This window comes from Shimia sp. (genome assembly GCF_965227725.1).
Classification (GTDB): domain Bacteria; phylum Pseudomonadota; class Alphaproteobacteria; order Rhodobacterales; family Rhodobacteraceae; genus Shimia.
In genome coordinates this window covers 819800-837576 of sequence record NZ_CBDDGH010000001.1, presented here as the reverse complement: position 1 = coordinate 837576, position 17777 = coordinate 819800, and the positions used below count along the sequence as shown (strand labels likewise).

Here is a 17777-nt window from a genome sequence, read left to right as displayed (position 1 = left end):
TAGTGGGATTCTAGATACGGGCGCACGCAGCTCCTGGCTGCATTGTGACTATTCTGGAGAACAAAAATGAAAACAGCTCTGTCTCTTATTGTTGGTTTGAGCACTCTCGCGGGCACCGCACAGGCATTCGAATTCAAAGGCGCAGAAATCGGCCTGAGCTATTCCAGCTTCTTTGACGAAGTCAACAACGAGTCGGTGGCCACCTCGACCCTTGATGGCTCTGCGGAATTTGCGTTCTCCCAGCGCTTTGGCGTGCAGTTGGATCTGGCGCGCCATGATTTCAGCCTGCTCAGCGAAAGCGGCAACACAGTTGCTCTGCACGGTATCTTCAACGCCAATGAGCAACTGGCTCTGGGTGTTTATTATGAACGCGCCGACGTCAACAACGACATCCAGTCCTTCGGTATCGAAGGCCATTATGACTATGGTCTGGGCTACGCTGAGGCCTACTTTCAGAAAGACAACGAAGACAATGTGGACCTGACCCTTCTGGGCGTCATGGGCGGCTGGGATGTCAGCGAGACGCTGGTGTTGACCGCTGCGTATGATTACGTGGACGTTGGCGGCCTGAACGCGGCAGCGGATGCAAACCTCTTCACCTTTGGGGTACGCTACAACCTGATTGAAAACACCACTCTGACAGCCGATCTGGGCCTGATTGACGGTGACGGGGATTCCGAAGGCTTCTTTGGTCTGGGCATCGAATACAACTTCGGTCCAAACCGCGGCACCACCTTTGGCAAGCGCGGCTTGCTCAACGTGTTCCCTGGCCTCTGATCCAATTTTTCAGAGACAATATCGAAAGGCCGCATCTGATGGATGCGGTCTTTTTTGTGCCTTTAAAGCAGTTTGCGTTTTAAATGAGGCAAGTGGATCGCTTTTCGCGTTCGACCGAACGGGAGAGACAGCGAACAAGCGATTAAAGTCAAACGCAAGCTGCTATAAGCAGGTAGGACTAGGCGTCAAACGCCGAGCGCACAGCGGAGCCTGGCACATTGCGATGGCCCACATGGCGCTGGATGCAGTCCACAAGCTCCTTGCGGCGGATCGGCTTGGTCAGAAAATCATTCATCCCGGCCGTCAGGCAGGCCTCTTTTTCACTGTCAAAGACATTGGCGGTGAGCGCCACAATGCAAGGCTGTTTGACATCAGCACCGCGAATGGTTTCGGTGGCTTCAATACCGCTCATGACCGGCATCGACATGTCCATGAAAATCAAATCCGGCGCATGCTGCAGCGTCGCTTCCACAGCTGCATAGCCATTTTCGGCGAAATGCAGCGTGATCGGTAGGGGTTCCAGATATTTGCGGATCAGCAGCCGGTTGGTTTTGTTGTCCTCCGCCACCAGAATTTTCAAACCCGCGAGGTCTATTGCGTCATATTTGAGCGGCGGAACCGGGGCGGGGGATGTGTCATTGTCCTGAGCTGGGATCGTGACGGGCAGGGTCACATGTACCGTCGTCCCCGCGCCAAGGGTTGATTGTAGATCAATCTCACCGCCCATCTCCGTGGTCAGCCTGCGGCAGATGGCGAGGCCAAGACCCGTGCCGCCAAAACGGCGCGTGGTGGAGCTTTCTGCCTGCGAAAACTCTTCAAAGATGCTTTGAAGCTTCTTCTCGGGGATGCCGATGCCCGTGTCTTTCACCACAAAATGCAGCACGGCCTTGTGCGGATCAGATGCGTCCTCAGACCGCTCTGTCCATACCGTCACATCCACTTGCCCCTGTTCCGTGAACTTGGTGGCATTGCCGATGATATTGGTCGCGATCTGGCGAATGCGCACATCATCGGAGATCACTTGCGCAGGCACCGCGCCTTCAATGTCCAGCGATAGCGCGATGTCTTTTTCCTGCGCTGCTGGGGTCAAAAGGCGGGTGACCTCCTCAAAACAGGGGCGCAGCTCAAAGGTGGTTTCCGACAGGCTCAGTTTGCCCGCCTCCAGCTTGGAGAGGTCCAGAATGTCATTGATGATGGTCAGCAGGCTGCGCGAGGAGCTGAGGATCGTTTGGGTGAAGACCTCTTGATCCTCCGTCTGCTCTGTATCCGCCAAGAGATCCGCCATCCCGATGATGCCGGTCAGGGGGGTGCGGATTTCATGGCTCATATTGGCCAGGAAACGCGATTTGGCATTGGCCGCATCCTCTGCGGCCTCCCGCGCGATGCGCATGGACTCGCTGTGTTCTTTGACCGCTGTGATGTCACGCGCAATGGTCACCAGAAAATCAATGTCGCCATCTTCGTTTTTCACCGGCAGCAGTTGAAAATCGACCCAGAGTGGGCTGCCATCAGGCAAAGTGTTGTGGACCTCTGTGCGCAGAGGCGCGCCGCCCTGCGTGGCTTGGGCCACATCCAGAAAGTCACTGGGCTTGCCGCCTGCGATCCGGATCAGATCATAGATATTGCGGCCGATGGCCTCTTCTGCGGGGATGCCATTGAGCTTGGTGAAGGCCTCATTGACCCATTCCACCGTGCGATCTGAGGACATCAGGATCACCGTGTCATTGGTGCGGCGTGCCACCATCGAGAGTTTGAGCAGCTCATCCTGATGGGCTCTGAGCTTGGCGTTGGCGGCAAATAGATCCCGCTCCCGCTTGCTCAGGTGTTCTGTCTTCTCCGCATTGTCATAAGAGGCGCGCGAGAAAGAATAGCACATATAGGCCATGCACATCAGCGCCATCATGCTGTGCGCATCGAGCTGTGCCGCCGCATTTGGCGCGCGGAACACAAAGATCTGCACCAGAAACAGCAAAATGGGCGTGATGCCAAACACCATCAGCTTGGTGATCGCAATCTTCGGGTTGGTCGGCAGGATCAGCGTCGCATTGATCGCCCCCATGCCCAGAACCGCGGCCACCCCAAGGATGGTGCCATCCTGACCCCAGGAGAAGACATAGATCGTGACAGCGGCGGTGATTGCCAGACATTGGATCAGCCCGCCAATGGTCGCCAGCCGGTGCAGCGCCTTGTAGGTCTCGCCCTGATCGAGCCCGCGTTTGAGCTTCCTGAGGCAGAGACAATCAACCGCTTCGCCGGACAAAATGATCAGCGTCAGGCCCAGCCCCACAAGCGGTGTTGTAGCCCACATCATGAAGACACAGCCGAAGAGATAGATCACCGCCCGCCGGTTCAAGGTGGCAAGGCGCTCTCCCGCATATTGTGCCAGTCGACCACGCAGCCTGTCGTCTGTGTGCTGTGTCTCAGGGGAGTCGATAGAGAAGTGCGCGGTCATTTATAGCGTTACGTCTGGCTGTTTCGGGCAGACGGTAGTGTAGACCGGTTAATCAATGATTTTGCATTAGACATTATCGGCCAATCCGTGACGGTTTAACTCAATGACCTTGCGTCAACTTTGAGTGGTGAGCGCTGCCGCAGCGCTGGACCGCTTCCATTTTGAGCATCACAAAAATTTTCATCATCTCGAATGCACTTTTGCGGCGGCGGCACTTGCAGCCGCTTTTTGGTTCGCTAAATGGATATTTCTGGAAGTGAAGTATCTTGAGGATTCGCGCGTGACCGAAGAGATGTTCGCAAACACCGATCTGCCCGCTGAGATTCGGGCGATGCTTGGTGTGTTTGCACTGGCCAATCAGATCGAGGCGGAGATGATGCACATCAACGTCTCCCCGCCCTTGGCCAAGATGGAACGGAAAATCCTGGTCTTTCTGGACCGCCCCAAACGTATGGGGGCGCTCGCAGAAGATATTTTCTGTGTGCCATCCGCAGTGACCCCTGCGGCGGATGTGCTGGAAGGCTGCGGCTTTGTGCGGCGCATTCCGGATCGGCAGGATCGGCGCGCGATGCTCTTGGAATTGACCGAAGCAGGCAGTGCTGCGCGCGAGGCGTTGATGGCGCTGGTTGTGAGCAGCTTTCGGGAGATTTCCGACATGACTCCAGAGGAAATTAAGACTTTTGCCGCATTGGCAATCAAATCCATGCCCGGAGCCGTGAAGGCGGGATTGATGAAGGACAGAGACGAATGAAACGTGCAGGACTTTTTTCGGCGTTGGTGATGGCGCTGTCATTGGGAAGCGCTGGCGCTTCCGTGGCGCAAGAGGATGCCGCAATCAAACCGGTCAAACTGTTGCAGGTGACCGAAGCCCCGGTGGCCTTTGAGCGGCAGTTCTTTGGCCGTGTGAAAGCGCGCCAGAGTGTCGATCTGGCCTTTCAGGTGGGCGGGCAGATTGTCGAATTCCCGGTGACCGAAGGCTTCAACATCAAGAAGGGCGAGATGATTGCCCGCCTTGATCTGGAGATTTTCGAGCTGAACCTCGATCAGGCGCGTCTGCAGAAAGAACAGGCCGACCGCACGGTGAACCGCCTGAAAAAGCTGCGTGGCAACACGGTCAGCCAGGTCGCGTTGGATGACGCTGAGACGCAGGCCGGGCTTGCGGCGATCGCGGTGCGCAACGCCGAATGGTCCCTCAAACACGCCACCTTGCCCGCGCCTTTTGATGCGCTGATTTCAAGCCGCAATGTTGAGCTCTTCACCACCGTCTCCAGCGGCACCCCTGTGGTGCGTATCCACGATCTGAGCGAGCTGCGCATTGAGGTTGACGTGCCGGAGATCCTGTTCCAGCGGGCTGGCGAAGAGGAAAACGTCGTGATCACCGCCAAATTCCCGGGCAGCGACGTCGAGCACCCGCTCGAAATCCGCGAATATGACGCGGAAACCTCTGACATCGGTCAGACCTTCCGCATCAACTTTGGCATGGCCCACCCGGAGGGCCGCACAATCTTGCCGGGCTCCTCGGTCACGGTCCATGTGGAAGCCACCGAGCCTTTTGCCGGCATTCTTGTGCCAGCCACTGCAATCGTGATCAACGAAGCTGGCGAGATCGGCGTGATGCGCTTTGATCCTGTGGGCGCCTCTGAGGGTGCAGTCACCTGGACCCCAATCGAGACCACTCCGGCGGAAAACGGCATGTTGCGCGTCACCTCTGGCCTCAAAGACGGCGATGAAGTTGTGCTGACCGGCGGCTCTGGCCTTGAAGATGGCCAAGCCGTGCGCCGCTTTGTCGGCTTTGGGAACTGAGGTCCGCCATGATGCCCAATATTGCACGCGGCTCCATTGACCGCCCGATTTACACATGGATGATCATCCTGATTTTCCTCTTTGGGGGGGCTGTGGCCTTCCTCAATCTCGGACGTCTGGAAGATCCGGCCTTCACCATCAAACAGGCGGTGGTGATCACCTCCTATCCGGGGGCCACGGCCGAACAGGTGGCCGAAGAAGTCTCTGAACCGCTCGAATCCGCCATCCAGAAGATGGAGGAGATCGACTATATCACCTCCACCAACCAGCCGGGGTCCTCACGGATTGATGTACACATCAAATCGACCTACGGCGGCGAGGATCTGAAACATATCTGGACGCGGCTGAGGGCGCGCATTCGCGATGCCTCGCGCGGTTTGCCCTCCGGTGTCAGCGAGCCTCTGGTGAACGACACCTTTGGCGATGTGTTTGGCATCTTCTTTGCGGTCACAGCCGAAGGCTACACCGACGCTGAGAAACACGACCTTTCCACCTTCCTGCGGCGCGAACTGCTGACAGTTGACGGCGTGGCCGATGTGGAAATTCTTGGTCTGCCCGAAGAGGCCATCTTTGTGGAGCCGGATCTGGCGCTCTCTGTGAACCAGAACATTTCGCTGGCCGCCATCTCCACCGCCATCGCAAACTCCAATGCGGTTACGGCTGCCGGTTCGGTGAACACAGACACCTCCAAAACCCGGATCATCCGTCCCGACGGCTCTGAAACGGTGAATTCGATCGCGGGTCTATCGCTGGGCCAAAGCGGCCACGTGGTGAACCTCGTGGACATGGCGCGCGTGTCGCGCGACCGCGTGACTGACCCCAGTGTCGTGATCCGCTTTGACGGCGAAGAGGCCTTCACACTGGGTGTGGCCGGGATCGCGACCGAAAACATCGTCGAAGTGGGCAACCGCGTGGATGCGAAACTGGCCGAGATGGCCGGAGACATCCCCGCCGGTGTACAGTTGCACCCGATCTATCAACAGCATCTGGTGGTGGACAAAGCCTCCAACGACTTCCTCATCAGCCTGGCCATGTCCGTGGCCATCGTGGTCCTGGTGCTTGCGGTCTTCATGGGCTGGCGCGCCGCGGTTGTGGTCGGGGTCACCCTGTTTTTGACGGTTGTCGGCACCTTCCTCTTCATGGGCATGTTCTCCATCGAGATGGAACGGATTTCGCTCGGCGCACTGATCATTGCCATGGGCATGCTCGTGGACAACGCCATTGTGGTGGCCGAAGGCATGCAGATTGCGATGCTGCGGGGCAAAAACTCCCGCGACGCCGCAGACGAAGCCTCCGGCAAAACCCAGATCCCCCTGCTTGGCGCCACGATCATTGGCATCATGGCCTTTGCGGGCATTGGTCTCAGCCCGGACGCCACCGGCGAATTCCTGTTTTCGCTCTTTGCGGTGATCGGCATTTCGCTGCTGCTGAGCTGGCTGCTGGCGCTGACCGTCACACCGATGCTGGGGCACTATCTGTTCAAACAAGGTCATGAGGGCGCAGATGACGCTTACGGCGGCTTCATCTTCCGCATCTACGGCTGGTCTCTGCGCCTGGCGCTGAAGCTGCGCTGGCTCGTGATCCCCGGCCTGCTGGCGGTGACGGTGGCCTGTTATGCGGGCTTTGGCCTTGTCAAACAACAGTTCTTCCCGGACAGCAACACGCCACTCTTCTTTGTGCACTACAAGCTGCCGCAAGGCTCGCCGATCAGCACCACCTCTGACCATCTGAAAGAGGTAGAGGCGTGGCTGTCTGAGCGCGACGATGTGGAGAGCTTTACCACTGTGGTCGGGCAGGGTGCGACACGCTTCCTGCTGACCTATGAGTCTGAGCCTTCAAACCCAAGCTATGGGCATTTGATTGTGCGCACGGCTGACCTTGAGGCCATCCCGCCGCTGCAGGCCGATCTGGAGGCCTTTGCCGCCGCGCATCTGCCGGAGGGTGAATTCCGCACCAAACGCCTGATCTTTGGTCCGGGCGGTGGCGACCCCATTCAGGTGCGCTTCTCCGGCAGTGACCCCAAAGTGTTGCGCGCGCTGGCCACTCAGGCTGAGCAGGTTCTGAAAGACGCCTCTGACAACATCCTCAGTGTCCGCACCAACTGGCGCGAGCAGGAGGTGGTGATCAAGCCGCTTTACGCAACAGAGCGAGCCCAGACGGCCGGTGTGAACCGCGAAGATCTGGCAGGCATGCTGCAGTTCTCCACCGATGGGATCTCCACCGGCGTCTTCCGCGAGAACGAGCGCCTGATTCCGATCATCCTGCGCCGTCCGGCGGAGGGCGATTATGGTCTGATGGATCAGCTGGTCTACTCGCCAACCACCAATGCCTTCCTGCCGGTTGAGCAGATGGTGGACGGCTTTGTCCATGAGACGCAGAACACCCTGCTGCACCGTCGTGACCGGCTGCCAACCATCACCGTTGGGGCGGATATTCCGCCGGATCTCACGGCGGCACAGGTGCAGGCAGAAGTCACCGCCGCGATTGAGGCCATGCCGATTCCGGTGGGCTACACAATGGAGTGGGGTGGCGAGCTTGAGAACTCCTCTGAGGCGCAGGAAAGCCTTGCGGCGCAGCTGCCGCTCAGCCTGCTGATCATGGTGCTGATCTCTGTGCTCCTGTTCAACGCGATCCGTCAGCCGATCATCATCTGGCTGCTGGTGCCCATGTCCGTCAACGGTGTGGCGCTGGGTCTGTTGGGCACCAACATGCCCTTCACCTTCACAGCGCTTCTGGGGCTGTTGAGCCTTTCCGGCATGCTCATCAAAAACGGCATCGTACTGGTGGAGGAGATCGACTTTGTGCGCGAAGAGGGCCTGCCCCTGCGCGAAGCCATCGTGAAGGCGAGCGTGTCGCGTCTGCGGCCGGTGATGCTCGCGGCGGTCACCACCATCCTTGGTATGGCACCGCTCCTGTCTGATGCCTTCTTTGTGTCGATGGCGATCACCATCATGGGCGGTCTGGCCTTTGCCACCATCCTAACGCTGATCGCGGCACCGGTGTTCTATCTGGTGTTCTTCCGCGGCGATGAACGGCGCGAGATGGCCGCGGCCAAAGCCTCTGGCGCAGCCGTGCCCGCCTAATCTCGCCAGTGATACCAAAAGAAAAGCCGCCCCGGTCTTTGGGGCGGCTTTTTTGTGTGCGCGTGGCAGCGATCAGAGCGTGGCGTGCCAGTCTTTGATGGCGGTGCCGATCTCATCCGGGCTGTCTTCCTGAATGAAATGGCTGCCCTCCACGGTAACTTCGCTCAGATTGGGGAAGGCCCGCACATAATCCCGCACCGGCCCAGCGATCAGCGCACCGGGCTCTGCGTTCACAAAAAGCTTGGGCAGATCACTTTCCTTGAGCCATGCGGAATAGGCCGCCACAATCTCGGTCACATCCGCCGGTGTGCCCTCAATCGGGATCTGGCGCGGCCATGTCAGCGTCGGGCGACGGTCTTCTCCGGCATTGGCAAAGGGACGGCGGTACTCGACCATCTCTTCCTCGCTCAGATCCCGCAGGATAGAGCCGGGCAGGATCGCCTCCACAAAAGTGTTGTTCTCAAGGATCATCTCTTCCCCCGCCGGAGAGCGCATCGCCTCAAAGATCGGGCGCGCCGCCGCAGGGAAGCTGTCCCAGCTTGGCACAGGCGCCACGATGCCCTCCATAAAGGCGATGCCTTTGACCTTCTCCGGGTTGCTGTGCGCCCAGTGGAACCCAAGGGCGGAGCCCCAGTCATGGATCACCAGCGTGACATTCTCCGTCACCCCCAGCGTTTCCAGCAGCGCGTAAAGATAGCGACGATGCTCCACAAAGGTGTAGCGCTCCGGCCCGCTGTCATCGAGCTTATCGGAATCGCCCATGCCAATCAGATCCGGCGCGATCAGCCGCCCTTTGCCAGCCAGATGCGGCATCACATTGCGCCAGAGATAAGACGAGGTCGGATTGCCATGCAGAAAGACAATCGGATCCCCTTCGCCTTCCTCGATATAGGCCATCTGTTTGCCAAGCACCGTGGCAAATTTCTTTTTCTCGCGGAACGCTGTAGACATGGGCCTCTCCCCTGTTGATCCTTGTTTGAGAAACAGGATTAGCGTAATGGAATGATCGTTCCAAAACAAGAGTTCAAATGCCAAGACCACAGTCCCAGACCCGCCAAGACCTGCTGACCAACGCGATGATGGCCTTTTGGAAAGGCGGCTATCGGGCGGTGTCCGTGGGGGACCTGGTGCGTGAAACCGGGGTCAGCCGCGGCTCTCTGTATAGTGACTATTCCGGCAAAGAAGCCTTGTTTTCCGCTGTGCTGGATCACTACCAAACCCATGTGGTGACCCCGCTTTTTGGCGCTGTGGAGGCACCGGATGCGGGGTTGGAGGCGATTGCCAGCTATCTCTCTGCCGCCATCGCGCAGGAAGGGCGCGCAAATGACGGCGTGACCGGCTGTCTGGTCTGCAGCACCTGGGGGCAGATCAGCACAGAGGAAGCCGACATAAAGGCAAAGCTTTTGGCCCATGCCGACCGGCTCACCGCTGGGTTCACCGCCGCTCTGACGCGCGAAAATACCAAGGCGGGCAATCCGCTGAGCACAGAAGAGCTCGAAGCTCTTGGCCACTACACAATGACAGCGGTGCAGGGGCTTTGGTCCTATGCCCGCCTTGCACCCCGCCGCGATCAGCTTCAAAAGGCAGCGGACCAGCTCATCGCGCATCTGCGCCGATGCCTCTACGGAGCCGCCTCATGACCGCCTTTCTCCCTGACCAGCCGATGCTTGAGGGCCTCTTTCGCTTCATTGCGCTGGATGTGGAAACCGCCAATGCCCACCGCCACAGCATCAGCCAGATCGGCCTCGCCGGGGTGCGTATGGACGGCACGATCGAGACCTTCGCCACCTACATCGACCCCGAAGAACCCTTTGCGCCCTTCAACACCGACCTCACCGGCATCAGTGCCGCCACCGTGCGCGGCGCGCCCACCTTTGCGCAGGCCTGGCCGCTGATGGCCCCTGTGCTGTCACGCCATCTGCTGGTGCAACACAGCGGCTTTGACGAGAAGGCGATCACCGCTGCCTGCCTTACCTCAGACCTTGGCAAACCCAAACTGCATTGGGCGGACAGCGTGAAAATCGCCCGCAAAGCCTGGCCGGAATTTCGCGGCAATGGCGGGCATGGGCTTGGCCACCTCAAGGAAGCTTTGGGTCTGGAGTTCCATCACCACGACGCCGGCGAAGACGCGCGCGCCGCCGCAGAAGTGGTGTTGAAAGCCGAGCAGCGCCTTGGCAAAACCATCGAACAAATCACCGGCAAAACCGCCCATCTGCAGCTCTCCTTTGCGTTTTGATCTGCGGATCATCGCGGCGATTCTGCGGGATATGCTCAATTAATTGGCGAACTTTCTTGCGATGCTAATCGTAGCTTGAGGTGCGTTGCACCCTTGGGTTGAACGACTGTTTTCGCCGAACGGATTCTTAAGGTTTTTCACCAACACCCCCTCCAGAAATTCGCGAATGTAAGGCCGCCACAGCGGATGCGGCCTGCCAAAGAGGACGTTGATGAAACAAAATGCCAATCACCGACACGGGCCTTTCCGGACCGTGTTGCTCAGTGTGTTTGCCGCCCTTCCGATCCTAGTGCTGTGCACCGGCATGTCGATTTACAGCGCTTATCAAGAATCAAACACCGAAAAGGCCGCGCTGGTTGAGGTCATTCAGGCCTTCTTCAAAAGCTATGTGACCAACCGCGGCGACGGCGCAGCCGCACCTGCGAGTTTTCGTCAGGAAGGTCTGACGAACTTCAACGCCGCTGGCGGGCATGGCAGCGAAGCCTTTGAAATCACCATGCCGGGCCTGCCCGATCATGAGGTGGTCACAATCGAAAACGATCCCTACGTGCGTGGCGTGATCACCGGCTTTCAGGAAACGCAAAATCACGAGATTGTGGAGCGCCTGATCTGGGATCAGGACGGCCTGTCCTCCCTGTCGATCTACCCAAGCGTTGCGCAGTCTCAGGCCTGTGTGGATTGCCACAACCGGATCGTGCCCTCCCGCAATTGGCAGCTGGGCGACATCATGGGCGCCTATGTGGTGCGCGCGGATCTGAACAATGATCTGATCGCAGGCATGACCATCGGCTTTGTTTTGGCGGGTGTCGTTGTGGCGGGGCTTGTTTGGCTTCAGATGCGCGAAGCGGTGGCGCGCAAGGTCGAACAGGAGGCCATCGCACAGGAAACAGCGCGGGTCGCACGCTCCGACATTGCGCTCGGGGAGGCCAAATCGGTCGTGGGTGCCTTTGCGCAAGGCCAAGTGGACAAACGCATCGAGATTTCCGACGCACAGGTCGCCTCAGAGAATGCACCGCTGATCGAAACCGTGAATGATCTCTGCACAGTGGTGAGCGATTTTGTGACCGATGCGCAAAGCGTGACACAAAGCCTTGCGAAAGGCGATTTGTCCGGTCGCATCGAGCGGGATTACTCTGGCAGCTTTGGTGAGGTGGCCGCAGGGCTGAACGCCAGCCTCGCGCGCATGAGCGCGACGGTGCAGGTCATCAACCAATCCGCCGAACATGTGGCCCAAACCGCCAAGACGCTCGATCAGGAAACCCGCCACCTCTCTGACCGCACCAAACACCAATCCCAGATCGTGGAGCAAAGCACCGATATGATGCGCGGGATCGGCAATGCCGTCGGGGCCAACGTCACCGCCGCGCAGGATGCCATGGCGACCGGACGCCGCGCCAACAAACGCGCCGAGGAAACCGTGGGCGTGGTGTCCCATGCCAGCGCGGCCATGGCGGGAGTTGAGGCAGGCACCAATGAGATCAAAAGCATCATCACGCTGATTGACGAAATCGCCTTTCAAACCAACATGTTGTCTGTGAACGCCTCGGTCGAAGCCGCGCGCGCAGGCGATGCGGGCAGGGGCTTCGCCATTGTGGCTTCGGAGGTCCGTAACCTCTCCCAGCGGACCAGCGACGCCGCGCTTCAGGTGGCGGAACTGGTGGCCTCAAACGTGGAAAAAGTGGCCGAGGGTGTCTCTGAGGTTGAGGAAGCAAAGACCTCAATCGTCGACGTGCAATCCGCCAACAACGCGGTGGATCAGACTCTGGTGGAGATCGTTGAGATGAACGAGACGCAATCCGAACGCCTGCGCCAACTCAGCACCTATGCCCAGGATCTGGACACAATGACCCGCGAGAATGCGGATCTGGTTGATGGCACCGCTTGGGCCTCAGATCAGCTGTCTGAAAGCGCGGCGCGCCTGATGGAGGCGGTGGCGTTCTTCTCACAAAACGGCGCTGTGGCGGTACATGCTGCGGTGCGTGAGGAAGAACGCGCAGCCTAAGACACGCAGCCGCCATTACAACCTGCCAAACAAAAACGCGGAGCCAAGGCCCCGCGTTTTTTTGTGACTGTTATCCGGATCAGAAATCCAGATTTTCCACGCTCAGCGCGTTTTTCTGGATGAACTCGCGGCGTGGCTCCACCACATCGCCCATCAGCTTGGTGAAGAGGTCATCAGCTTCCGCCATATCTTCCACCTTCACCTGCAACAATGTGCGGGCATCCGGGTCCAGCGTGGTCTCCCAAAGCTGATCGGGGTTCATCTCGCCCAGACCTTTGTAGCGCTGCAGGGTCAGGCCCTTTTCGCCTTCCGCCAGAATGGCTTTCAGCAGGTCCAGCGGGCCGTGGATGATCTGGCTGCGGTCCTTGCGCACCAGCGTCGCCGGGCTGCCGTAAACTTCCTGCAGGCTTTCGGTGAAGCTGCCGGATTTGCGGGCCTCACCAGAGCGCAGCATCGGGCCATCCAGCGTGCGCACCTCTTCCACACCGCGCAGAATACGCGCCAGACGGATGCCGTGATCCTGCGTGATACGGCCCGTCCAACCGCGCTCATATTCCAGCGCGATCAGGTCCAGACGTTTGGCCACTTTATCGGCCACACCTTGCAGATCGCTGTCCACCGCGCCCGGCACAAAAGCGCCTGCAATGGCGGCCTGCTCCAGAATGTGGCGCGGATAATGGGTTGGGAAGGCGTCCAGAACCTGCTTCAGTTGCCGCGCCTCGGTCACAACGCGCGCCAGATCCTGACCGGTCATCTCCATACCGTTGCCCAGCTTCAGCACCGCGCCTTCAATGCCCTGGTTCACCAGATAATCATCCAGCGCACCCTGATCTTTCAGGTACACCTCGGACTTGCCACGCGCCACTTTGTAAAGCGGCGGCTGCGCAATGTAGAGGTGCCCTTTCTCGATCAGTTCCGGCATCTGACGATAGAAGAAGGTCAGCAGCAGCGTCCGGATGTGCGCGCCATCAACGTCCGCATCGGTCATGATCACCACCTTGTGGTAGCGCAGCTTGTCGACGTTGAATTCATCGCGTCCAATGCCGGTGCCAAGCGCCATCACAAGGTTGCCGATCTCCTGCGAGCTCAGCATCCGATCAAAGCGCGCGCGCTCCACGTTCAGGATCTTCCCGCGCAGCGGCAGGATCGCCTGTGTCATCCGGTCCCGACCGGTCTGTGCAGATCCACCCGCGGAATCCCCCTCCACGAGGAAGACTTCGGTCTTTGATGGGTCTTTTTCGGCACAGTCTTTGAGCTTACCGGCGAGGAAGTTCACATCCATCGCCGTCTTGCGCCGCGTCAGCTCGCGCGCCTTACGGGCCGCTTCACGGGCATGGGCCGCCTCAAGGATCTTGGAAACGATCATCTTCGCGGTCTGCGGGTTTTCCTCAAACCACTCGGTCAGCTTCTCGTTCATCAGCCCTTCAACAGCCGGACGCACCTCAGAGCTCACCAGCTTGTCTTTGGTCTGCGAGCTGAACTTCGGGTCCGGCACTTTCACGGACAGCACGCAGGTCAGCCCCTCCCGCGCATCATCGCCGGTGAAGGTGATCTTCTCTTTCTTCGCAACACCGCTTTCCTGCGCATATTTCTGCAAGGTGCGGGTCAGCGCGCCACGGAAGCCCGCGATATGCGTGCCGCCATCGCGCTGCGGGATGTTGTTGGTAAAGGGCAGCACGTTTTCATGGTAGCTGTCGTTCCACCACATCGCCACCTCAACGCCGATGTCGTCTTTCTCGCCTTTCACATAGATCGGCGCTTCCATCAGCGAGGTCTTGTGACGGTCGATATATTTGACAAACTCATTCACACCGCCGTCGTAGTAAAGCTCCGTGCGCAGCGGCTCTGCTGGGCGTTCGTCTTCCAGAATGATGCGCACACCGGAGTTCAGGAAGGCCAGCTCGCGCAGGCGCTTTTCCAGCGTGTCAAAGGAGTACTCGATGTTGGAAAAAGTCTCGGTGGAGGCCATGAAACGCACCTCAGTGCCGGTCTCATCACCACATTCCGCCACTTCGCGCAGATGCTCGGTACAATCGCCGTGCTCAAACTTGGCGTAATGCTCTTTGCCGTTGCGCCAGATGCGCAGCTCAAGCCACACCGACAGCGCGTTCACAACCGAAACCCCAACCCCGTGCAGACCGCCGGAAACCTTATAGGAGTTGCTGTCAAACTTACCGCCAGCGTGCAGCTGGGTCATGATCACCTCGGCCGCAGAGACGCCCTCTTCGGGGTGAATATCCACCGGAATGCCGCGGCCGTTGTCATAGACAGAGACCGAACTGTCGGCATGAATTTTCACCCGAACATGGTCTGCGTGGTTGGCCAGCGCCTCATCAATGCCGTTGTCGACAACCTCGTAAACCATATGGTGCAGACCCGAGCCATCATCGGTGTCACCGATATACATGCCCGGCCGTTTGCGGACCGCTTCCAAACCTTTGAGAACTTTGATGGAATCCGCGCCATATTGCTCGGGATTTTGCGCGTTGTCAGACATTCATGTCGCCCTTTTTGATTTCCCGAATTTATATCGGGTTTGGGCGGGGTTGTCACGCAAATGGCCAAATTTTCCGCAACGAAAGCGGTGCGGGCTAGGCGTGTTCGGAAAGCTGGGAAATCCCATCCGTGTCAGTGACTTCAAAGTACTGCGCACGCGCGCCCAAAGCGTCAAACAGGCTGCGCTCCGTGCCGGTCATCCAGGCCTGCGCACCAAGGGTGCAAATCTCGTCATAAAGTGCCGCACGGCGGTTGGGATCAAGATGGGCTGCCACCTCATCCAGAAGCAGCAGGGGCGGCGCGCCAAGGTCTTCGGCCAGCGCCCGCGCATTGGCCAGAATAAGCGACACCAGAAGCGCCTTTTGCTCGCCTGTGGAGCAGTCTTTTGCCGGCACCCCTTTGCTGAGGTAGGTGCCCAGCATATCGGTGCGGTGTGGCCCCACCAGCGAGCGTCCGGCGGCAATGTCACGAAACCGGCTTTCCGCCAGCGCCTCGGCCAGATCCTCGCGGCTCTCGGGCATGCTGCCCTCTGACTGGATCAGTTCCAGTTCGGCCGTGGGAAAGGCGGTTTCCGCCTGCCCCTGCGCAAGGCTCAACCTCTCAACCGTTTGCTGACGGGCGGCGTGAATGCGCGCCCCGCTCTCGGCCATCTGCTTTTCAAGGGCCATATACCAATGGGCATCGTTGAGCTGCTCTTTCAGCAACCGGTTGCGCTGCCGCATGGCCTTTTCATAGGCCAGCGAATGCTCCGCATGGTCTGGGAAAAAGCTCAGCGTCATGCGGTCCAGAAACCGCCGCCGCCCCTCCGCGCCTTCAATCCACAGCCGGTCCATCGACGGGATCAGCCACAGCACCCGCGCGAGCCGTCCCAGCTGCACCTGTGGCGCGGCTTTGCCGTCCACCTGCACCTGCCGCGCGGCCCCATTCTCAGAGCGGATGTCGATTTCATAGGCGGTCTGGCCTGATTGCAGTAGGCCGGAGATCTTCCAGCCAATCGCCTCCGGACGCCGAGTCATCTCTTCGGCGCTGGCCCGGCGAATGCCCCGACCCGGCGAAAACAGGGACACCGCTTCCAGAATATTGGTCTTGCCCGCCCCATTGGGCCCAAACAGCGCCACAGGGCGCCCATCACACTGAAGAGCGCCTTTCTTGTGTGACCTGAAGTGAGACAGGCTGATTTGGGCTAAGTGCAAATCCATGCTGCAGAATTAGACGGATTACTGCGCTTACGCCATAAAGAAAAAAGGCCCCGCCGGAGCGGAGCCTTGCATTGCAACAGGTCGCAGCTTGGTATCGCTGGAGGGCCTGTTGGCCTCAATAGAGGTCTTGAAGCGGATGTTTCCAGAGCCGCGTCGATCACCTAATTGGGTGAAAAAGGCCTATTTGTCAAGATTCACAGGCCCAAACCGGCCTTTACGCATTGGCTGATTTTCTCAAAAGTATCGTCGGAAACTGTGTCGGTTTGGTAAATCCTTCGACCGTCCGGACCTTTGCCGATCCTGAATAAATCCATGCGTTCAAAGCTGAGCGAATAGATCATATCCGCCTTCACCCAGCAGGTTGGAGAAGACCATCTTTTGGGAAGCTCGAGATCAATCGAAATTTCGCAGTGATAGGGCATAACCTGTTGAGGCGCAGTCGTACTGAGCGGTACGACTGTCGCGAGGTTCGGCCGACTTTTCATGCGTTTGGATATGACAACGCAGGGGCGGCTTTTGACCATCTCTGGCGGTTTGAAGGCGTGATCAAAGCGTACCAGTACCAGTGAGCCCTGTTTGGGATGGTACCTTAACGCCAAGACCGATCAAACCCGCATCGGCATAACCACATAGACCGCGGAGGTGTCATTGCCTTCGCGCATCAGGGTTGGGTCGCCTGCGGAGTTGAACATGAAGACCGCATTTTCACGGTCCACCTGGCTGGCGATTTCCAGCAGGTATTTCGCGTTAAAGCCGATCTCCAGACGCTCGTCATTATAGGCCACGGCCAGCTCTTCTTCCGCCGCACCGCTGTCTGGCGAGTTCACCGACAGCACCAGACGGTCTTCATCCAGCTGCAGCTTCACCGCACGGGAGCGCTCTGAGGAAACAGTCGCCACACGGTCAACCGCCTTGGCAAATTCGGCGGCATCCACTTCCAGCTTGCGGGTGTTGCCCTGCGGGATCACGCGGCTGTAGTCGGGGAAAGTACCGTCGATCACCTTGGAAGTCAGGGTGATATCCGGTGTGGCAAAACGCACTTTGGTCTCGCTGACGGAGACCGCGATCTCCATCTCATCGTCATCCAGCAGCTTGCGCAGCTCGCCCACGGTTTTGCGCGGCACGATCACGCCGGGCATATCCGCCGCGCCTGCAGGCACATCGGTGTCGATCCGCGCCAGACGGTGACCGTCCGTTGCCACAGCCCGCAGCGCCTTGCCGCCGTCTGCATCCGCAACGTGCATATAGACACCGTTCAGATAATAGCGGGTCTCCTCGGTGGAGATCGCAAACTTGGATTTGTCAAACAGCCGCCGCAGCGCCGGAGCCGGGGCAGAGAAGTTTGCGCTGTATTCTGAGGAGGCCATCACCGGGAAATCCTCACGCGGCAGCGTCGCCAGCGAGAAGTTCGAGCGGCCCGCATCCACGGTCAGGCGGCCTGCGGCGCTGTCATCGGTCAGTGTGACCAGCGCGCCATCGGGCAGCTTGCGCACAATTTCATGCAGGGTGGTTGCGGCCACTGTGGTTGCGCCAGCGCGCTCCACCATGGCGTTGGCTTTGTCCACGACCTCAATGTCCAGATCGGTTGCACGGAACTGAACCGTGTCCCCTTCGGCCTCGATCAGAACGTTTGCCAGGATCGGGATCGTGTTGCGACGCTCTACCACAGACTGTGCTTGCGATACTGCTTTCAGCAGTACGGCGCGTTCGATACTGATCTTCATCCCAT

13 protein-coding genes are annotated in these 17777 nt (G+C 58.9%); 7 read left to right on the top strand and 6 right to left on the bottom strand.

What is annotated here, in order from left to right; translation table 11 throughout:
- The first annotated feature begins 66 nt into the window (after positions 1 to 66).
- The gene (locus ACO07T_RS03955) at positions 67 to 777 is read left to right on the top strand and encodes a porin (RefSeq protein WP_209084888.1); all 711 of its coding nucleotides are present in this window, start codon (positions 67 to 69) and stop codon (positions 775 to 777) included.
- 178 nt (positions 778 to 955) lie between these two features.
- Here ACO07T_RS03955 and ACO07T_RS03950 read toward each other — a convergent pair whose 3' ends face one another.
- Complete coding sequence (locus tag ACO07T_RS03950) at positions 956 to 3229, bottom strand: ATP-binding protein (RefSeq protein WP_422048348.1); 2274 nt, start codon at positions 3227 to 3229, stop codon at positions 956 to 958.
- 280 nt (positions 3230 to 3509) lie between these two features.
- Between ACO07T_RS03950 and ACO07T_RS03945 the strand changes: the two genes are divergently transcribed.
- From ACO07T_RS03945 to ACO07T_RS03935, 3 genes are read left to right on the top strand one after another with little or no spacing between them, the layout of a single operon-like run.
- Positions 3510 to 3980, top strand: coding sequence for a MarR family winged helix-turn-helix transcriptional regulator (locus ACO07T_RS03945; protein WP_422048347.1), 471 nt, complete (start codon positions 3510 to 3512; stop codon positions 3978 to 3980).
- Complete coding sequence (locus ACO07T_RS03940) at positions 3977 to 5032, top strand: efflux RND transporter periplasmic adaptor subunit (RefSeq protein WP_422048346.1); 1056 nt, start codon at positions 3977 to 3979, stop codon at positions 5030 to 5032. The genes ACO07T_RS03945 and ACO07T_RS03940 overlap by 4 nt, the downstream gene beginning before the upstream one ends.
- Positions 5033 to 5040: 8 nt before the next feature.
- On the top strand, positions 5041 to 8115 hold the full coding sequence (locus tag ACO07T_RS03935; protein WP_422048345.1) for an efflux RND transporter permease subunit: 3075 nt from the start codon (positions 5041 to 5043) through the stop codon (positions 8113 to 8115).
- Positions 8116 to 8187: 72 nt separating this feature from the next.
- Here the strand turns inward: ACO07T_RS03935 and ACO07T_RS03930 are convergent, their stop codons facing one another.
- On the bottom strand, positions 8188 to 9066 hold the full coding sequence (locus ACO07T_RS03930; protein WP_422048344.1) for a haloalkane dehalogenase: 879 nt from the start codon (positions 9064 to 9066) through the stop codon (positions 8188 to 8190).
- A 77-nt stretch (positions 9067 to 9143) separates the two neighbouring features.
- On the opposite strand from ACO07T_RS03930, the gene ACO07T_RS03925 reads away from it, so the two are divergent.
- The 3 genes from ACO07T_RS03925 (at position 9144) to ACO07T_RS03915 (ending at position 12353) form a co-directional block, all read left to right on the top strand.
- Positions 9144 to 9755, top strand: a complete 612-nt coding sequence (locus ACO07T_RS03925) for a TetR/AcrR family transcriptional regulator (protein ID WP_422048343.1) — start codon at positions 9144 to 9146, stop codon at positions 9753 to 9755.
- Entirely contained in the window at positions 9752 to 10351 is a 600-nt protein-coding gene (locus ACO07T_RS03920; protein WP_422048342.1) for an exonuclease domain-containing protein, read from the top strand. Before ACO07T_RS03925 ends, ACO07T_RS03920 begins: the two co-directional genes overlap by 4 nt.
- A gap of 211 nt (positions 10352 to 10562) precedes the next feature.
- Positions 10563 to 12353 (top strand): methyl-accepting chemotaxis protein, encoded by a 1791-nt coding sequence (locus tag ACO07T_RS03915; RefSeq protein ID WP_422048341.1) that lies wholly within the window; start codon positions 10563 to 10565, stop codon positions 12351 to 12353.
- A gap of 79 nt (positions 12354 to 12432) precedes the next feature.
- On the opposite strand, the gene gyrB is transcribed toward ACO07T_RS03915, so the two are convergent.
- From gyrB to dnaN, 4 genes are all read right to left on the bottom strand, one after another.
- On the bottom strand, positions 12433 to 14850 hold the full coding sequence (gyrB, locus tag ACO07T_RS03910) for a DNA topoisomerase (ATP-hydrolyzing) subunit B (RefSeq protein WP_422048340.1): 2418 nt from the start codon (positions 14848 to 14850) through the stop codon (positions 12433 to 12435).
- A gap of 94 nt (positions 14851 to 14944) precedes the next feature.
- Positions 14945 to 16048 (bottom strand): DNA replication/repair protein RecF, encoded by a 1104-nt coding sequence (recF, locus tag ACO07T_RS03905; protein WP_422048339.1) that lies wholly within the window; start codon positions 16046 to 16048, stop codon positions 14945 to 14947.
- Positions 16049 to 16242: 194 nt separating this feature from the next.
- On the bottom strand, positions 16243 to 16647 hold the full coding sequence (locus tag ACO07T_RS03900; RefSeq protein ID WP_422048338.1) for a type II toxin-antitoxin system PemK/MazF family toxin: 405 nt from the start codon (positions 16645 to 16647) through the stop codon (positions 16243 to 16245).
- Positions 16648 to 16653: 6 nt separating this feature from the next.
- Positions 16654 to 17772 (bottom strand): DNA polymerase III subunit beta, encoded by a 1119-nt coding sequence (gene dnaN / locus ACO07T_RS03895; protein ID WP_209057553.1) that lies wholly within the window; start codon positions 17770 to 17772, stop codon positions 16654 to 16656.
- Positions 17773 to 17777: the final 5 nt, after the last annotated feature.